Annotated in this window: 14 protein-coding genes; 8 read left to right on the forward strand and 6 right to left on the reverse strand. The window is 66.0% G+C overall.

Going from position 1 to position 17,262, the window contains the following annotated elements; translation table 11 throughout:
• The 4 genes from CKY51_RS02805 to CKY51_RS02820 form a co-directional block, all read right to left on the reverse strand.
• A partial coding sequence (locus CKY51_RS02805) for a spore coat protein U domain-containing protein (RefSeq protein WP_152248853.1) occupies nucleotides 1-720 on the reverse strand: 720 nt, incomplete at its 3' end.
• Nucleotides 717-3,062: a fimbria/pilus outer membrane usher protein gene (locus CKY51_RS02810; RefSeq protein WP_038220521.1), complete on the reverse strand. Its 2,346-nt coding sequence runs from the start codon at nucleotides 3,060-3,062 to the stop codon at nucleotides 717-719. The genes CKY51_RS02805 and CKY51_RS02810, both read right to left, overlap by 4 nt.
• 16 nt (nucleotides 3,063-3,078) lie before the next feature.
• Entirely contained in the window at nucleotides 3,079-3,807 is a 729-nt protein-coding gene (locus CKY51_RS02815) for a fimbrial biogenesis chaperone (protein ID WP_052172247.1), read from the reverse strand.
• Between the two features lie 62 nt (nucleotides 3,808-3,869).
• Nucleotides 3,870-4,394 carry a Csu type fimbrial protein gene (locus CKY51_RS02820; protein WP_038220523.1) on the reverse strand — a complete coding sequence of 175 codons (525 nt, stop codon included), beginning with the start codon at nucleotides 4,392-4,394 and terminating at the stop codon, nucleotides 3,870-3,872.
• A 288-nt stretch (nucleotides 4,395-4,682) separates the two neighbouring features.
• Between CKY51_RS02820 and map the strand changes: the two genes are divergently transcribed.
• The 8 genes from map (at nucleotide 4,683) to asnB (ending at nucleotide 13,581) form a co-directional block, all read left to right on the forward strand.
• Entirely contained in the window at nucleotides 4,683-5,459 is a 777-nt protein-coding gene (gene map, locus CKY51_RS02825; RefSeq protein ID WP_152248854.1) for a type I methionyl aminopeptidase, read from the forward strand.
• The gene (locus tag CKY51_RS02830; protein ID WP_022972085.1) at nucleotides 5,456-8,065 is read left to right on the forward strand and encodes a [protein-PII] uridylyltransferase; all 2,610 of its coding nucleotides are present in this window, start codon (nucleotides 5,456-5,458) and stop codon (nucleotides 8,063-8,065) included. The genes map and CKY51_RS02830 overlap by 4 nt, the downstream gene beginning before the upstream one ends.
• Before the next feature lie 16 nt (nucleotides 8,066-8,081).
• On the forward strand, nucleotides 8,082-9,140 hold the full coding sequence (gene dapD, locus CKY51_RS02835; RefSeq protein WP_022972086.1) for a 2,3,4,5-tetrahydropyridine-2,6-dicarboxylate N-succinyltransferase: 1,059 nt from the start codon (nucleotides 8,082-8,084) through the stop codon (nucleotides 9,138-9,140).
• Nucleotides 9,141-9,166: 26 nt separating this feature from the next.
• Nucleotides 9,167-9,610, forward strand: coding sequence for a hypothetical protein (locus CKY51_RS02840; protein WP_031339591.1), 444 nt, complete (start codon nucleotides 9,167-9,169; stop codon nucleotides 9,608-9,610).
• Nucleotides 9,607-9,963 (forward strand): Spx/MgsR family RNA polymerase-binding regulatory protein, encoded by a 357-nt coding sequence (locus tag CKY51_RS02845; protein WP_152248855.1) that lies wholly within the window; start codon nucleotides 9,607-9,609, stop codon nucleotides 9,961-9,963. The genes CKY51_RS02840 and CKY51_RS02845 overlap by 4 nt, the downstream gene beginning before the upstream one ends.
• Complete coding sequence (locus CKY51_RS02850; protein ID WP_022972089.1) at nucleotides 9,960-10,448, forward strand: GNAT family N-acetyltransferase; 489 nt, start codon at nucleotides 9,960-9,962, stop codon at nucleotides 10,446-10,448. Before CKY51_RS02845 ends, CKY51_RS02850 begins: the two co-directional genes overlap by 4 nt.
• A 17-nt stretch (nucleotides 10,449-10,465) precedes the next feature.
• Nucleotides 10,466-11,599 carry a succinyl-diaminopimelate desuccinylase gene (gene dapE, locus CKY51_RS02855; protein ID WP_031339594.1) on the forward strand — a complete coding sequence of 378 codons (1,134 nt, stop codon included), beginning with the start codon at nucleotides 10,466-10,468 and terminating at the stop codon, nucleotides 11,597-11,599.
• 287 nt (nucleotides 11,600-11,886) lie between these two features.
• Nucleotides 11,887-13,581, forward strand: a complete 1,695-nt coding sequence (gene asnB / locus CKY51_RS02860; protein WP_022972092.1) for an asparagine synthase B — start codon at nucleotides 11,887-11,889, stop codon at nucleotides 13,579-13,581.
• Nucleotides 13,582-13,621: 40 nt separating this feature from the next.
• Here asnB and CKY51_RS02865 read toward each other — a convergent pair whose 3' ends face one another.
• A complete protein-coding gene (locus tag CKY51_RS02865) occupies nucleotides 13,622-14,671 on the reverse strand; it encodes a right-handed parallel beta-helix repeat-containing protein (RefSeq protein WP_031339595.1) in 1,050 nt (349 codons plus the stop codon).
• A gap of 292 nt (nucleotides 14,672-14,963) precedes the next feature.
• The gene (locus tag CKY51_RS02870) at nucleotides 14,964-17,099 is read right to left on the reverse strand and encodes a TonB-dependent siderophore receptor (RefSeq protein ID WP_022972094.1); all 2,136 of its coding nucleotides are present in this window, start codon (nucleotides 17,097-17,099) and stop codon (nucleotides 14,964-14,966) included.
• Nucleotides 17,100-17,262 lie beyond the last annotated feature (163 nt).

The following is a 17,262-nucleotide window of genomic DNA, read 5'->3' on the forward strand; positions in this document are numbered from 1 at the left end:
GGCCGATGCGATGCTGCCGGCGATGCTGCCGAAATCCAGGTCGGTGGTCACATAGGTGTTGCAACGCGCCGGCACGCTCGCCGAGGCGGTGAACGGGAAGGCATTGCTGACCAGCTTGGCGCCGCTACCGCCTGCGTTGCAATCGTTGGGTGGGCTGGGGGGGCCGATGATGCTTTCGTTGTAGGCATAGCGCAGGACGACGTCGGCGCCGCTGAAAATGCTGCTGTGGGTGCCGACCGACAGGACCTGGTTGGCCGGAACGCGTCCATACAAGGTGACGTTGACGGTTTGCGAACCGCCGACGATGACCGGCACCTGGTAGGACAGGTCCAGCAACAGCGGCGAGGGCGTGCTGGAGCCGGTCGCTCCCCACACCTGGGTGCGTCCGGCGTCCTTGTAGAGCTGGAAGTCCAGGCTGTCGCCGGTCGGATTGGTCATTCGGCGTGGGTTATACAAGCCTGGGCTGGCGCTACCGGCGCCGATATCCAGGCACAGACTGACCCGGGCATAGCCGAGCACGCTGAGTGCGGCGGTGTTGCAGGACACATTGAAGGTGGCCACCGCATCAGTGGCGCCATTGGCTGCCACGTTGCCGAAGTTCAATGGCGCAGCCAGGGTAACGGTGCAGGTGGTGTCGGCGCGGGCCGGTGCGGACGGCGCCAGCCACAGCATCGCCAGCAGCACGACGACCAGCCAATGCCACGGGAAGGGGGCCCTCATGGGCGAGTCTCGGCAGCACAGGTCAGCGGACCCACGCGTGGGATGCCGGAGGTGACGGCCGGATAGCTGAATCGCACGCGGCAGCTGCCGTCCGGCGTCTGCACCTGCACCTGGTTGTCCTGCTGCAGATCGTCCAGATAGGTCTCGCCGTCGTAACCGACCACCGCCTGGTCCTGGTCGCCTGTGTGGCGCACGCTGCTGCCCACCGGCAACGGTGTGCCATTGGCGTCATGCAGCACGATCACTGCCGCGCGCACCCGGGTAATGCCGAAATGCACCGCGATTCCGGATTGCTGGCGCGGCGTCACACTGGTATCGACCCGATCCACCCGCAGGTCGGCCGGCAGCGCCAGCGTGTCGATCGAGAGCTGGTTGCGCTGCCAGGACTGCAATGGCGTCACCAGCAAGGTGCCGCGGGCATCGGTCACGCCGATCAGGCGGTTTTCCAGGCGTACCGGAATACCGGCCTGGCCGTCGGTGGAGACCACGGCGAACGCGTCGCGGACGTCGCGCGCAGCGAAGCTGCGACCGTCCATCCACACCAGGCTGCCGCTGGCGCTGGCATAGCCCAACGTATCGCCTTGCTGACGGGAGGCGCCGATCCCGTAGCGGCCAATGGTGTTCAGCCAGCCCAGCTCGGCCAGTCCGCCATTGGTGCCCCCGCCGCGGCGGGCCTGCACGCGCCAGCCCAGTCCGCCGATGTCGCCGTCGCCAGGGAGTGGCTGGCTGAGATCGCCGACCATGCTGGTGCGGCTGCCGTTGCGCTGCATTGACACCCCCGCCTGACGAAGCTCACCAAAGGTGGTGGACAGCGACAGATACACGCTGCGGTCGCGCTGCAGGTCGAGATTCTGATTGCCGGACAGGTTGGCCGCCCAGCCGCGCCCGAAGCTGCGCGACCAGAACACGCTGGCATAGCGCGAGGTATCGCCTTGCGGGTAGCTCAGACGGACGTAGCTGGTCCCCAGTGCGCCGATCGCATCCAGGGTGACGCCGACGGCGGCACGATCGCTGACCCGTGCCGGCAGGCTGCCTTGCAGGGCGCCGAGATCGCGATAGTCGCCATGGGTGCGTTGGCTGCCCAGGGTGAGGTTCATGCGGCGATTGTTCCAGGCATAGCCGATTGCGGTCTGGCCGCCTTGCAAGCCATCCATTGCGCTGTGCGCATAGGCGGCGTTGATCACGCCGCCGCGTCCCAGCGACCAGATCGCCCCACCGCCCAGTGTGGCCACGCCACCGCCGCCTTCGCCGTGCGCCTCCAGGGTCAGGTCCTCGCTCACGCCCTTGCGCAGACTTGCGCTGGCCAGCACCTGCCGGCCGTAGCCGAACGAGCGCACGCCATAGTCCTGGCGGAGGTGGCCGATGCCGGCCGACCATTCGGACACCCCGCGTGCCAGCAGCTGCGGGGTGCCGTAGAACGCAAAGTCCAGCCGCTGGATGCGGCCGAAGGCATCGGTCACCACGATCTGCGCCTGGCCGGTGCCGCTGATGCCGGGTTGCGCTGCCAATTGGAACGGCCCGGCGGGCACCTGTCCGCTGTATTGGCGCATGCCATCCACGTAGAGCTCCACGGTGGAGGGGACTGCCGCTTCGCCCAGGAAGCGCGGCGTCGGCGTCAGCACGCGATAGGGTTGCAGGGCGTAATTGCGCCCGATCTGCATACCGCCGAGACGGACGGCGCGGCTCCAGTCGACGAAACCGCTGTAGAAGTCGCCCGCGACCAGGCTGGTGGCGCTGTCGGGAAAGTCGATTTGCCAGGCGCTGTCCAGTCGCACTGCGTCGCCGCGCCAGCGATTGTCCCCGTCGATGCGACGCAGCTGGAAGATGGCGGTCGAGGCGACCATGCCAGCGCCAATGCCGAAGCCGCGGACCTCGGTCGCCAGCGAGACGTTGTCGGCACCGCTATTGCTGGTCGCGAAGACATCGTAGTTCAGCAGCACGCCAGGCGAGGCGGTGGCCGTGGGGGCGGCGACCTGCTCGGACTGCAGGACCGTGGTCGCCAGCGAGAGCTGCGCCAGCGGTGCCTGCAACGCCAAGCGTTGCAGCGCGGCGTCGTAGCGCACTTCCACATCGGGCAAGCGGTCCAGGTCGACCAGCTCGTCGGCGCGACGCTCGGCGAGGATGAAGCCGAGCGTGCGCAGGGTCTGCACGCTGGCGCGCAGGTGCCCATCAGCCAGTTCGAACGGAGCCAGGCCGCGTTCGGCCTGATTGAGGGTGACTTCCAGATACAGCGTTTGCACCGCGGCGCTGGCGTCGGGCGCAGTGGAATCGGGACCGATGACGCCGCTGCTGCGCTCGCTTGCAAGAACGCAGGCCGGATAGCAGGCGATCAGCAGCGTCATCGCCAGTCCTGCCGCTTCACGGCCGCGCGGGCGCGGCCAGCAAGGTGCGTTCTTCAGCTTCACCGTTGATCCTTGCGGTGAGGGTGCCATGCGCGAAGCGAGCCGGCGGGGCGCCGAGCGACCAGCGCATGGTCTGGCCCGGCAGCACGTAGCCGACCAGGCCGTCGAGGACGTTGGTGAACGTGCCATCGACCTGGTGGCGCACATCGGCGACTTGCGCATGCGCCTTGCCGGTGTTGCGCAGTTGCAACTCGGCCATGCCATTGCTGCCGCTGACGATCTCGGCCTGCAACGCGGAGGTGGGTGCCGTCGTGCCGATCGGCAGCAGGAAGATCGGCACCGAATAGCGCAACACGAACTGCATGCCCTTGCGGTCGGGGTTGCTGTTGTCCGGCAGCTCATCGACGATGATGCGATAGCTGGCCTCTTCGCTGGTCGGCGGGGCGCCGGCCCGGATGACCCGGATCAGTTGCCGTTCGCCGGCGGCCAGGGTGCGCATCGGTGGGCTGACCAGCAATTCCTGGGTCGGGACCAGCTGGTCCGCCCCATCGACCTGCGTCCAGCGGTAGGCGCGCGTCTGCACCTGCAGCGGCGCGCTGCCGCTGTTGCTCAGCCACAAGCCATCGGCCGTCTGTTGTGCCTGCAGGGTCAACGACGTCGGCGCCAGTTGCAGGCTGGCGGCGTGGGCGCTCAGGCCTGGCCCTGCCAGCGCGAGCAGCAGGGTCAGTGCACGCAGCGTTGGCATGCGGCGGAGGTTGCGCGTGAGCGGGCCGGGCGACTGGCAGGCGTGGCGTGGCATGCGTCTCCTCAATAGATGATCGTGGCGGTGATGGTGTCCTGGTAGCTACCGGTCGCCGGGTTGTTGGCCGAGGGGTTGGTGACGCGGCCGTAGACCGGGTAGACCTGGGACAGGCCAGTGGCGGTGCGGCTGAGCGTGTTGGTCCCGCTGGTGCTCCCCCAGACCGTGCTGCGGCTCAGATCCTGGTACAGCTGGTAGGCGATGTAGTTGTTGGCCGTGACGCTGGCATCGGTGTTCTTCATCCGGCGAGTGGTGACGTCGTTGGCGGTGCCGGCGTTGCTGCCCGCGCTCAGCGCGATGTTGTAGGGCGTCAGGGCCGTGCACTGCGCGGTCAGGCTGCCGTTGGCGTCCACATTGGTGGACGTGGTGGACAGCACCGAGCCGAAGTCGACGTCGGTCGCGGCGGCGGCGGTAATGGTGCAGGCCTTGGTGACAGCGATCTTGACGTTGAAGGTGGTGGTGTCCGCCGCCGTAGCGGTGCTGGCAACGGACAGCAGGAGGACAGACAGCAGGGCGGAGTGGACAGTGCGCATGGACATTTCCTTGACCGTTTGGGTCATCTGTGGCGCGACCAGGTCGTCGCACACGCAGCAATGCATCAGGCGTGCCAAACAATACCGCTGTTTTACCCGTTCATCTCCCTGTTTTCACTGGTTATTTTCGTGAAATTGCGATGTCCTACGGATGACCTCGTCGCACGGAACGTTGACGCGGCGTGAAAACGTCGCGGAAATGTCGGAATCTTGTGGTCCCGGCTGCTTGCTGCCACGCCATCTCCCGGGGGTCGTTCAGATTCAGCGCGAATCGGCGATAATCCAGCCATGAGCGTCAATCTAAAAACCAAAGAAGAAATCGAACTGATGCGCGTCGCCGGCCGTCTGGCTGCCGAGGTGCTCGATATCGTCGCCCCCTACGTCCAGCCCGGGGTCACCACCGCCGAGCTCGACCGCATCTGCCACGACCACATCGTCAATGTACAGGGTACGATTCCGGCCAACGTCGGCTACCGCGGCTTTCCCAAGAGCGTGTGCACGTCGGTCAACAACGTGATCTGCCATGGCATTCCGAGTGCGGCCAAGGTCTTGAAGGAAGGAGACATCGTCAACATTGATGTCACCGTCATCAAGGATGGCTGGCATGGCGATACCAGTCGCATGTATTACGTCGGCACGCCTTCGGTGATGGCCAAGCGGCTGGTGGAGACCACCTACGAAGCGATGTGGCGCGGCATCCGTGCGGTCAAGCCGGGTGCCACGCTGGGCGATGTCGGACACGCGATCCAGAAGTACGCCGAGGCCGAGCGCTTCAGCGTGGTGCGCGACTACTGCGGGCACGGTATCGGCAAGGTCTATCACGACGAGCCGCAGGTCATGCACTACGGGCGTCCGGGCGAAGGACTGGTGCTCAAGCCAGGCATGACCTTCACCATCGAGCCGATGATCAACGAGGGCACTTATCACCATAAGACCTTGCCGGATGGTTGGACGGTGGTGACCAAGGACCGCAAGTTGTCGGCGCAGTGGGAGCACATGGTGGCCGTGACCGAGGATGGCGTGGATGTGCTGACGTTGTCGCCCAACGCCACCGTGCCGGCATGAGTGCAGCGCCGGCGGAGCGTCCGGAACCGGGCGTCGCCGGCGACGCCGACTGGGCCGCGCAGGCGCGCGCGCTGTTGGCGCAGGCCGATGCGCGCTTGTGCAAGCGCTTCGACCTGGGCGAAGCGATCGAACGGCTGCTGGCGCTGCGCGCGCGCGCGGTCGACCACGCGTTGCGCACGGCCTGGGCACGCTGTATTCCCGCTGACGCAGGCCTGTCGTTGCACGCTGTCGGCGGCTACGGTCGCGGCGAATTGTTCCCGCGTTCGGACGTGGATCTGCTGGTGCTCGGCGAACCGGCCGAACAGCAGGTCCACGAGCAGGCCTTGGCGCGCTTGTTCGCGCTGCTGTGGGACGTCGGTCTGCCGGTCAGCCATGCGGTGCGCTCGGCGGCGCAGTGCAGCGTTGCCGCCGCCGACCAGACCGTGTTGACCGCCTTGATCGAATCGCGGCCGTTGGTGGCCGATGCCGCTGCGCGCACGGCGCTGGCGACAGCGATCGCGCCGCAGCAGGTGTGGCCCCCGCGCGAATTCTTCGAAATCAAACGCGAGGAACTGCAGGCGCGCCACCAGCGCTTCGGCGACACCGCCGACAATCTTGAGCCGGACATCAAGGATGGCCCCGGGGGGCTGCGCGATCTGCAGACGCTGGGATGGATGGCGTTGCGCGCGTTCGGCGTCAAGGAGCTGGAAGCGCTGGTCGGGCTCGGCCATGTCGGCGCCGACGAAGCCGCTGCGCTGCGGCGCGAACGCGGCGAATTGGCGCGACTGCGCTACGGCCTGCATGTGGTCGCCCGGCGGCCGGAGGAACGGCTGCGTTTCGATTATCAGAAGACGCTGGCCGAGCGACTGGGCTTTGCCGACGATGCCGAAAGCCTGGGCGTGGAAAAGATGATGCAGCGCTTCTACCGCAGCGCTGCGCTGGTCCGCCGGATCAGCGATCGCCTGCTGCAGCGCTTTGAAGAGCAGTTCGATGGCGAGGCGATCCCGGTGCCGCTGGCCAACGGCTTCAGTCTGCGCCGCGGCTACCTTGCCGCCGACAGCGAGGACTGGCCAGCCGGCGACGTGTTGCAGGTGTTCGCCTTGTTCGCGCAATGGGCGGCACACCGCGACGTGCGCGGACTGCATTCGCTGACCGCACGTGCGCTGGCCGAGGTGCTGCGCGCACTGCCGTCGTATGCGCAGGCCGATGCGGTGGCGCGCGAGCGCTTCATGGCGTTGCTGCGCGGTCCGCGCGCGGTCGAAACGCTGACCCGGATGGCGCGGCTGGGGGTGCTGGGGCAATGGATTCCGGCCTTTGCCAGCGTCTCCGGACGCATGCAGTTCGATCTGTTCCACGTCTACACCGTCGACCAGCACACCTTGATGGTGCTGCGGAACATGGCGCTGTTCGCCGGCGGTCGCGCCGATGAGCGGTTCTCGATCACCCATGAAGTGTGGCCGCGACTGCGCAAGCCGGAATTGTTGCTGCTGGCTGGACTGTTCCATGACATCGCCAAGGGCCGCGGCGGCGACCACTCCGAGCTCGGCGCGGTCGACGCGCGCGCGTTCTGCCAGGCGCATGGCTTGAGCGCGGGCGATACCGAACTGGTGGCCTGGTTGGTCGAGCAGCATCTGCGGATGTCGGTGACCGCGCAGAAGCAGGACATCTCCGATCCGGAGGTCATCCACCGCTTCGCGACCTTGGCCGGCACGCGCGAACGGCTGGATTATCTGTACCTGTTGACATGCGCCGATATCGCCGGCACCAGCCCCAAGCTGTGGAACGCCTGGAAGGATCGCTTGCTGGCCGATCTGTATTTCGCCGCACGACGGGCCTTGCGCGAGGGGCTGGAACATCCGCCGCCGCGCGAGGAACGCCTGCGCGAAGCGCGCGAGTCGGCGCGCGCGCTGCTGCATGTGCAAGGCCTGGACGATGTCACCATCGACCGCCAGTTCGCCGGCATGCCGGACGAGAACTTCCTGCGCTTCCGCCCCGAGCAATTGGCCTGGCAGGCGGCGTCGCTGATCGAAGTGGAGATCGGCCAGACCCTGGTCAAGGCGCGTCGTGCCGTGCCGGACAACGATGCGTTGGAAGTCTTCGTCTACTCGCCCGATCGCGATGGTGTGTTCTCTGCGATCGTGGCCACGCTGGATCGCAAGGGCTATGGCATCCACCGCGCCCGCGTGCTGGATGCGCCGCACAACGCGATCTTCGACGTGTTCGAAGTTCTGCCGGGCGACAGTTTCGCCGACGGCGACCCACAGAGCCTGGCCGCGGCCCTGCGTGAGGTGCTGGCGGGCGATCTGCGGGAGGTGCGGCCAGCGCGGCGCGCCGTGCCGCGACAGCTACGCCATTTCCGTTTCGCCCCCCGGATCGAGTTCAGTCAGAGCGCCGGTGGCCGGCGCACGCGGGTGAGCCTGGTGGCGCCCGATCGCCCCGGTCTGCTGGCCGACGTGGCGCATGTTCTGCGTGTGCAGCACCTGCGCGTGCACGATGCGCGCATCGCCACCTTCGGGGAACGCGCCGAGGATCAGTTTCAAATTACCGACGAACACGATCACCCCTTGTCCGACACCGCCCGGCAGACGCTGCACGATACCTTGCGCGACTGCCTCGACCCCACGTAGTCCCCTGGAGAGCCCCATGAGCACCAAGAAGCCCGCGCGCAAGCAGAGCGCGACCACGCCCAGCGCCTCCGGCAAGCGCGCCGCCTCGGCTGCCGGCAAGCCGGCCGCCAAGCGTGCGACGGCGCCGCGTCTTCCCAACAAGCCCACCAAGGTGGTCAGCGCTCCGGCCGCGGCCAAGGCCAGTGCGGCCAAGAAGCTGCCGATCGCCCGCAAGGCGGTGCAGAGCGTGACGGCGACGGTGAGCAGCGACGAACTGCGGTTCGGCATCGAGAGCGCGTTCGAGCGGCGCGCCGCGTTGACCATCGACGAGATCGAGGGCTCCACCCGTGGCATCGTCACCCGCGTGATCGACGGCCTGGAAAGCGGGCAGTTCCGCGTCGCCGAGCCCGATGGGCATGGCGGCTGGACGGTCAACGAATGGCTCAAGAAAGCCGTGCTGCTGTACTTCCGCGTCAATGAGATGAGCGTGGTCGAGGCGCAGCCTGCGCCGTTCTGGGACAAGGTGGAGTCGCGCTTCGCCGGTTATCACGAAGCCGAGTTCCGCAAGGCCGGCGTGCGCGTGGTCCCGGGTGCGATCGCGCGCCGCGGCAGCTATTTCGGCAAGGACGTGGTACTGATGCCGAGCTTCACCAACATCGGCGCGCACGTGGGCGAGGGCACCATGGTCGATACCTGGGCCACGGTCGGCTCGTGCGCGCAGATCGGCAAGCATTGCCACCTGTCCGGTGGCGCCGGCATCGGCGGTGTGCTGGAGCCATTGCAGGCCAGCCCGACGATCATCGAGGACCATTGTTTCATCGGCGCGCGTTCGGAAGTGGTCGAGGGTGTGGTGGTCGGCCATCACAGCGTGATCGGCATGGGCGTGTTCATCGGCCAGAGCACGCGGATCTACAACCGCGCCACCGGCGAGATCAGCTACGGCTACGTGCCTCCGTACAGCGTGGTGGTCTCTGGTCAGTTGCCGGCCAAGGACGGGTCGCATTCGCTGTACTGCGCGGTGATCGTCAAGCAGGTCGACGCCAAGACGCGCAGCAAGACCAGCGTCAACGATCTGCTGCGCGGGTTGGCGGATTGAGCGCTGCATATTCGACTACCGGCGCCATGCTGTCGCGTGCCGCCGGTGGCTGGGTGCGTTGGGGTATTCCGGCCCTCTGGCTTGGATGGGTTGCGGTCTATCTCGCCGCGTCGTTGCTTGGCCAGGGCCTCCCGCATCGCGTGGACGCGCTGCGTTGGCTGGCGCCCGCCTTGTTGGTGCTATTGACCGTTCGGCATGTCTGGTCGTGCAATCAGTGGGCGCAGGTGCGCGATGCAGGTGACGCGCTGGAGATCGTTCAGCACGGAAGAACGCAGCGCGTCGACGTTGCGCAGCTGCGCTCGGTCGATGCCGCCTGGCTGATTCCGCCGGTGCGGCTCGTGCTGAGATTCCACGGTGAGCGCGGCGAGGTGGTATTTCTTCCGGCAAGCGCGCAGGACCACACACAATTGGCAACGATGCTGCAGGCACGTGCAAGCGCGCGCCGGGCAGTGCAAGCGAGTACGACATGACCACGTTATACGGATTGAAGAACTGCGACACTTGCAAGAAGGCCAGCAAATGGCTGGACCGCTTCGGGGTCGGCTATACATTCGTGGATTACCGGGACAACAAGCCGTCGCCGGAGACGCTGCTGGAGTGGGCTGGCAAGGCGGGCGGATTCGACGCGCTGATCAACAAGTCTTCCACCACCTGGCGGCAGTTGCCCGACAACAAGAAGACGCCTGGCTCGGATGCGGAGTGGAAGCTGTTGTTGCGCGAATACCCGCAACTGATTCGGCGGCCGGTGGTGATCGCCGACGATGGCGCCTTCAGCCAGGGCTTTTCCGATAATGGCTTCAAGCAGCGCTTCGGCATCGGGTGAAGCTGCGAGCGTACCGCGACGACGACTGGTCGGCGCTCTGCGCTGTCCATGACGCTGCGCGTCAGGAGGAGCTGCGGGCAGCCGGCCTGGCAGAAGCCTTCCTGCCGTTGTCGGTCGCTGCCGAGCGGGAGGGCCTGTTCGTCCACTACCAGCTGCGTGTCGCCGTGCTGGACGAACGGGTGGTCGGATTCGTCGCCTATGACGCGCACGAACTGGCCTGGCTGTACGTTGCGCCCGACGTGCGCCGGCGCGGTGTCGGCATGGCGCTGGTCGAGGCGGCCAAGCAGGCGCATCCTGCCGGACTGACCTTGGAGCTGCTGGAAGGCAATCGCGCGGCGCTGGGGTTCTATCGACGCTGCGGTTTCGTGGAGACCGGCAGTCATCGCGGTCGAATGCCGGGGAACGAACGCTTTATGGTCAGCGTGTGGACGATGCAGTGGTCCGGACAGCCCGCCGCTGCAGGCGCTGCCGGGCCGGTCTTGTGATGACGGAAAGCAATGACATGAACGATGTGCTGGAGTTGACCTGCGATCTGATTGCCCGTCCGTCGGTGACGCCCGACGATGCCGGCTGCCAGGCACTGCTCGCAGCACGCCTGCAGCGGTCAGGATTCGCTTGCGAACACCTGCGCCTGGGGGCAGTCGACAATCTCTGGGCCACCCATGGCAGTGGCGCGCCGGTGCTGGTGCTGCTGGGCCATACCGACGTGGTGCCGCCGGGACCGCGCGAGGCGTGGACCAGCGATCCGTTCGACCCACAGGTGCGTGATGGTGTGCTGTACGGCCGCGGTGCGGCCGACATGAAGGGCAGCGTGGCCGCGTTCGTGATCGCCGCCGAGCAGTTCGTCGCCGCGCATCCGAATCACCCGGGCACGCTGGCGGTGCTGTTGACCAGCGACGAGGAGGGCGCGGCCATCGATGGCGTGCGCCACGTCGCCCGTCTGTTCGCCGAACGTGGTCAGCGGATCGACTGGTGCATCACGGGCGAGCCGTCCTCGACGGCGGCGCTGGGCGATCTGCTGCGGGTGGGGCGTCGGGGCAGTCTGTCGGCAAAGCTGCGCGTGCAAGGGCTGCAGGGCCATGTGGCGTATCCGGACAAGGCACGCAATCCGATCCACCTGGCCGCGCCGGCCTTGGCCGAACTGTGTGCGCGTCGGTGGGACGAGGGTTACGAAAGCTTCCCGCCGACCGGCTTGCAGATCTCCAATATCCATGCCGGCACCGGCGCCAACAACGTGATTCCTGGCGAGCTGGAAGTGGATTTCAACCTCCGCTACAACCCGCACTGGAGCGCCGCCACGCTGGAAGCGGACATCACCGCACTGCTGGATCGCCACGGTCTGCAGTACACGTTGGCGTGGCATCGCAGCGGCGAGCCGTTCTATACCCCGGAAGGTGAGCTACGCAGCGCAGCGCGCGCGGTGCTGGCCGAGCATGTCGGCCGTGCGCCGGAGGAAAGCACCGGTGGCGGCACCTCCGATGCACGCTTCATCGCGCCATTGGGGGCGCAGTGCATTGAAGTGGGGCCGGTCAATGCCAGCATCCATCAGGTCGACGAGCATGTCCGGGTCGCCGATCTGCTGGCCTTGCCGGGGCTGTATCAACGACTGGTCGAGCGCTTGTTGCTGGATGCCTGAAGTAGTGGCTTCGTTGCCACTGAAACGGTTGCATCAGGCGTAGCGAACCGTTAGCGTCGATCGCATGGTCAATCGTTCCAACCTCGCCAATAACGTCAATCGCAATCCGCTGCGCGCGAATAATCGTGCGCGGCTGATGCGGGTCTGCGACTAGGCGACGTTCCACCATACGACGCCCGGCAACCAGAAAACCCGCATCGGCCGATGCGGGTTTTTTCATGGGCGAGGTTCATGCTGTAACCGTCTTCGGCTCGACTGCTCATCCCGCCAATTCCAGGAGTGTTTCCATGTGTTCGATCTTCGGCATCTTCGGCCTGCAACCCGGCGACGACCTGCAGGCCCTGCGCCGGCAGGCGCTGGAGTGTTCGCAGCGGCAACGCCATCGCGGCCCGGACTGGAGCGGCGTGCATGTCGATGCCGGCGCCATCCTGGTGCACGAGCGCCTGGCCATCGTCGACCCGGCCGGTGGCGCCCAGCCGCTGGTATCGGCCGATGGGCAACTGGTGCTGGCAGTCAACGGCGAGATCTACAACCATCGCGAACTCAAGCAGGACTTGCAGCAGCCATACGCATTCCAGACCGGCTCGGATTGCGAGGTGATCAATGCGCTTTACCGCGAGGATGCGCCGGCCTCGTATCTCAACCGCCTCAACGGCATCTTCGCCTTCGCGCTTTGGGACAAGGCCGCCGGGCGGGTGATCATCGCGCGCGATCCGATCGGCGTGGTGCCGCTGTACTGGGGACATGACCGCGAGGGACGGCTGCGGGTCGCTTCCGAACTGAAGTCGCTGGTGGATGCCTGCGCCGATGCGGCGCAGTTCCCGCCGGGACATTGGTACGACAGCGCCACCGGCCAGGTGACCCGCTATTACGAGCGCGGGTGGCGCGAATACGGCGAGGTGGAAGGCGTGGAGGTGTCGTTGCAGGAGCTGCGCGAAGCGTTCGAGCGTGCCGTCCACCGCCAACTGATGACCGATGTGCCGTATGGCGTGCTGCTGTCCGGCGGGCTGGATTCTTCGTTGGTGGCGGCGGTAGCAGCGCGTTACGCACGCCATCGCATCGAGGAGAACGATCGCACCGAGGCCTGGTGGCCGCGGCTGCATTCGTTCGCGATCGGTCTGGCCGGTTCGCCGGACCTGGCCGCTGCCGAGGTGGCGGCGGCGGCCCTGGGTACGGTGCATCATGGGTTCGAGTACAGCTTCGAGGAGGGCCTGGACGCGCTGCCGGAAGTGATCCGCCATATCGAGACCTACGACGTCACCACCATCCGCGCGTCCACGCCGATGTTTCTGCTGGCACGACGGATCAAGGCGATGGGCGTCAAGATGGTGTTGTCGGGCGAGGGCAGCGACGAGGTCTTCGGCGGCTACCTGTATTTTCACAAGGCACCCAATGCGCGCGAATTCCATGAAGAGCTGGTGCGCAAGCTCGATGCGCTCAATAACTACGATTGCCTGCGCGCCAACAAGTCGATGATGGCCTGGGGCGTGGAGCCGCGGGTGCCGTTCCTGGACCGCGAGTTCCTCGACGTGGCCATGCGCATGGATGCACGCTTCAAGATGATCGAACGCGGCAGCAACGCTGCCAATCGAATGGAAAAAGGCGTGCTGCGTGCCGCATTCGAGGGCTATCTGCCGGAGGCGATCCTGTGGCGGCAAAAGGAGCAATTCAGCGATGGCGTCGGCTACGGCTGGATCGACGGACTCAAGGCGCATGCGCAGGCACAGGTCAGCGATCGCGAGCTAGCCGCAGCCGATCGTCGCTTTCCGGTCAATCCGCCGCAGACCAAAGAGGCCTATCTTTACCGCAGTCTGTTCGAGCAGTTCTTTCCAGGCCAGGCCGCGGCCGAGACGGTGCCCGGCGGAAAGTCGATCGCGTGTTCATCACCGACGGCGATCGCCTGGGACGCGAGCTTTGCGGCGATGGCCGACCCCTCCGGGCGCGCGGTGGCTGGCGTGCACGCGCAGGCACTCGCGTCCTGAGTAAGGTGGCCGGCGGTTTGTGGCCGCCGGCCGGTTGCGATCATTCGTGACGGACGCAGTAGCCGTAGCGCTTGGGATCGATGTCGACACCGGCCACGTCGGCCTCGTTATGTCGCCACACGTTGGGCTTGAAGTCCGCGCCGTTGCAATTGGCGGCGCGATCCACACCGATGGTGTAGGTGAACGGATTGCCGGTGAAGCGGTTGTTCTCGAACACGTTGTCCTGGCTCATGCTGTTGTCCCAGCACAGGATTTCGGGTGTGCGATAGCGGATGGCGCAGGCCAGGAAGATGCCGGCGCTGTGATTGCCTTCGAACTGGTTGTTGGCGAAGCGGTTGCGCCGGGCGTCGGACAGATAGATGCCCTGGCTGCCGTTGCGCGCGAAGCGGTTGTCGCGGATCTCGCTGTCTTCCAGGTGCTCGGTGGTCAGACCGGCAGCCACGTTGTCGTGCAGGTAGTTGTTGAACATCTTGACCTGCGAGGTGCGATTGAACGACACGCCGTCCCAGATCGCGCCGGACACGTCGTTGTTCTCGATGGTCAGGTCGCGGGTATCGTATTCGCTGAGTAGGCAGGCGCTGCGGCATTTGTTGACCTGCAGGCCGGCCAGGCGAATGCCCTGGCCGGAACGCACGACCACTGCGCTGTTGCTCAGGTAGGGGCGCTCGGGCATGAATTCCTTGTCGCCGGTGCTGGCGACGATCTGCATGTTTTCGATATCGACATCGCGAATCACACCGGTCGGCTGTTGATTTTCGTAGTCGCCCACCACCAGCACCGGCTGCTGCACGCCGTCGGCCATGCGCAGCACGGTGCTCGGGCCTTGGCCGTGCAGGGTCAGATTGCCGCGGTGGATCGATACCAGGCCCTTCAGCGGGAACTCGCCCTTCTCCAGACACAGCGTCACCGGCTTGTCGCCTTGCGGCAATGCGTCGATGGCCTTTTGTAGATCCTGTCCGGGACGGACCTTGGCTGTGCAGGTGGTGGCGTTGGCGGTGGGCGGATCGGCCTTGGCCTGGCCGGGTGCGGCGCAGGCGGTGGCCAGTAGCAAGGGCAACACGACAGAGACGGAGCGGGCAAGCTGGGGCATGCGGATTCCGGAAGTGGGGGGAGGGGGCGAACGCGCTGGAGTCGGCGCTCGCGACGGCCTCTAGTGTCTCGCAGCAGGCGTTAAGTTCCAGCCGACGGCAGTGCGCGCAGTCGGCGCTGGTTCATTGCCTGGCCATGTTGCTAGCGCAGAGCGTGCGTTGCGTCGCGCCTTGAGGACGTACAGTCACTGCTGACGCCTGTACGCAGCGGAAGAGATCCAGACGACATGCCACAGACGCGCGCTCGCGCACTTGGCGGACGCGACAGTGGGGCGCATGGGGTGCGCGCCTGCGTCAGAAGCTATAGGCCACTTGCAGATAGATCCGCCGCGGCTCGCCCGGGAAGTGGCCGGTGCGTGTGATGAATCCGCTGGCGGCATAGACCTTGTCGAACAGATTCTTGACGTTGATCTGCAGCTTCCAGGCGTCCCACTGGGTTTGCCAACTGATGTCGTAGATTGCATAGGGCTTGACCCGTTGACCGTCCAGGCTCAGTCGTTCGCCAACGTAGTCGGCACCGAAACCGATCGCCGAATTCCAGGCCGGCAGGTCGTAGCGCGTCCATAGTCCGAAGGTGTTGCGCGGTGCATTGGCGAAACGGTCGCCGGAGGCATTGGTGATGCCGTTGGTGCCGGCATCGAGCACGCGTGCATCGTTGTAGGCGTAGCTGAGGTTGAGCACCCAGCGTTCGCTCAGATCGGCCAACAGATCCACTTCAAGCCCCTGGCTGCGCACCAGGCCCAGCGCGGCGAGCTGGTTGACGCCATCGACGATGCGGCCATCGGCCTGCACGATGTTGCTGCGTTCGATCCGATACAACGCGGTCGTCAGATTGAGCCCGCCGTCGTTGAGCGCGCTCTTCAGGCCAATCTCCCATTGCGTGCTGCGCTCGGGTTCGAATGGCCCGCCAACGCTGCTGTCCTGGTTGGCGGCGTCCTGCGGCAGGAAGCCACTCGCATGGCTGGCGTAGGCGTTCAGTCCTTCGCGCAACACCAGGGTGCTGCCCACCCGCCAGCTCAGATCGTTGCCGCGCACGCGCGAACCATCCAGTCGGTCGTCGTCGGTGAAGCCGTCCCAGCGCAGTCCTGCCATCGCGAACCAGCGTGCGGTGAGCGTGAGTTCGTCCTGCAGGTAGGCACCGTAGCGCTGGCTGCGGGTGCTGGTGGCGCGCCATGGCAGGTTGGCCAAGCCGTAGTCGTAGTAACCGCTGCGGCCGTATTGAGGATGGAACAGATCGATGCCGGGGACCGGGCCGCGCGTGCGGCCGGTATCGGCGGTATTGGTGGTCTGCGCGCGGAAGTCGGCATCCAGTCGGTAGTAGTCGGCACCCATCAGCAACTTGTGCGCGATCGCGCCGGTTTCGGTACGAAACACCGCATTGAGATTGCTGGCGATCGCATCGTTGTTGCGGTACTGATTGCGCAGCTGGCGGGTCATCCATTCCGCCACGCCATCGCGATCGCGGTCGATCAGCCCCATCGGCTCGTGGTAGATCTGGTGCTCGGCGTTCTCGAACCAACGCACCGCCATGTCCACGTCCCAGGCAATGGATGGCGCGAAGCGATACTGCGCGAACGCGACCTTGGCGCGCATGTCGAGGAAGTCGCTTGGCTCGTTGTGGTTCCAGCGACGGTCGGTGAGAAAGTTGCCTGCGTTGTCCACCGGCACGCCGCGCAGGCGGTTGCCGCCCAGGTTCTGGATGATGTCGGTGTATTGCAGGGTGAGCTCGCCGGTGTCGCCGACGTCCAATGCCACCGACGCATCGCCGATCTGGCTCTGGCTGTCGGTATTCCAACGGAAACCATCCTCGCCGTCGGCATAGGCGCCGATGCGGTAGCGCACGCGACCATCCGCGCTGGCTGGACCGCTGGCCTCGAACGAGGCCGCGCCGAAGGATTGATTGCCGAGCTGCAGTTCCACGCGCCGGCTGGTCTGATGGCTAGGCTTGCGCGTGACGTAGTTGATGACGCCGCCCGGTTCGCCGCCGCCGTACAGTGCGCCTGCCGGGCCCTTGAGCACCTCCACACGCTCGATATTGAACAACTGCGGGACCGCGAAGCCGGCATAGGGATCGCCACGCAAGCCGTCATACAGCACGTTCTCCTGGCGGAACCCGCGCAAGGTGACGCCGGCGTAGCTGAAGAAGCTGATGCCGCTGATGCTGCGATACAGATCGGTGATCTGGCGGGCGGCCTGGTCGTCGATCAATTCGCGCGGCAGGACTTGTACCGATTGCGGCACCAGGGCCAGCGGCGTGTCGGTGCGCGTGGCCACAGCGGCTTCGTCGGATTTGTACAAGGTCTGCGCGCGGCCGACCACATGCACGCCATCCAGCTCGGTGACCGTATTGCCGCTGTTCTGGGCCAGGACAGCAGGGGAGGAAGACAGCAGCACGGCCGAGATGGCAACGACAAGCAACGTGGGGTGCATTGGTGAGAATGGGAATGGATATCACTTGCATATTAACATGCATCGTCGCGCTCGCCGAACGCGCGTCGTCGGCCGTTGACTTTGAACGTGGAGCGCACTTTGGGATGAGATGCGTGGGCCGTCAGCGGCGCGGCGCACGCTCCGTGTCGCTAACAGCTAACCC

Origin of the sequence: Xanthomonas maliensis, from assembly GCF_009192945.1 — a bacterium.
Classification (GTDB): domain Bacteria; phylum Pseudomonadota; class Gammaproteobacteria; order Xanthomonadales; family Xanthomonadaceae; genus Xanthomonas; species Xanthomonas maliensis.

What these genes read in the sequence shown, in the direction of transcription:
- CKY51_RS02810 (WP_038220521.1), bottom strand. Translation starts at nt 3,062, where the DNA reads ATGACGCTGCTGATCGCCTGCTATCCGGCCTGCGTTCTTGCAAGCGAG.
- CKY51_RS02815 (WP_052172247.1), bottom strand. Translation starts at nt 3,807, where the DNA reads ATGCCAACGCTGCGTGCACTGACCCTGCTGCTCGCGCTGGCAGGGCCA.
- CKY51_RS02820 (WP_038220523.1), bottom strand. Translation starts at nt 4,394, where the DNA reads ATGCGCACTGTCCACTCCGCCCTGCTGTCTGTCCTCCTGCTGTCCGTT.
- map (WP_152248854.1), top strand. Translation starts at nt 4,683, where the DNA reads ATGAGCGTCAATCTAAAAACCAAAGAAGAAATCGAACTGATGCGCGTC.
- CKY51_RS02830 (WP_022972085.1), top strand. Translation starts at nt 5,456, where the DNA reads ATGAGTGCAGCGCCGGCGGAGCGTCCGGAACCGGGCGTCGCCGGCGAC.
- dapD (WP_022972086.1), top strand. Translation starts at nt 8,082, where the DNA reads ATGAGCACCAAGAAGCCCGCGCGCAAGCAGAGCGCGACCACGCCCAGC.
- CKY51_RS02840 (WP_031339591.1), top strand. Translation starts at nt 9,167, where the DNA reads ATGCTGTCGCGTGCCGCCGGTGGCTGGGTGCGTTGGGGTATTCCGGCC.
- CKY51_RS02845 (WP_152248855.1), top strand. Translation starts at nt 9,607, where the DNA reads ATGACCACGTTATACGGATTGAAGAACTGCGACACTTGCAAGAAGGCC.
- dapE (WP_031339594.1), top strand. Translation starts at nt 10,466, where the DNA reads ATGAACGATGTGCTGGAGTTGACCTGCGATCTGATTGCCCGTCCGTCG.
- asnB (WP_022972092.1), top strand. Translation starts at nt 11,887, where the DNA reads ATGTGTTCGATCTTCGGCATCTTCGGCCTGCAACCCGGCGACGACCTG.
- CKY51_RS02865 (WP_031339595.1), bottom strand. Translation starts at nt 14,671, where the DNA reads ATGCCCCAGCTTGCCCGCTCCGTCTCTGTCGTGTTGCCCTTGCTACTG.
- CKY51_RS02870 (WP_022972094.1), bottom strand. Translation starts at nt 17,099, where the DNA reads ATGCACCCCACGTTGCTTGTCGTTGCCATCTCGGCCGTGCTGCTGTCT.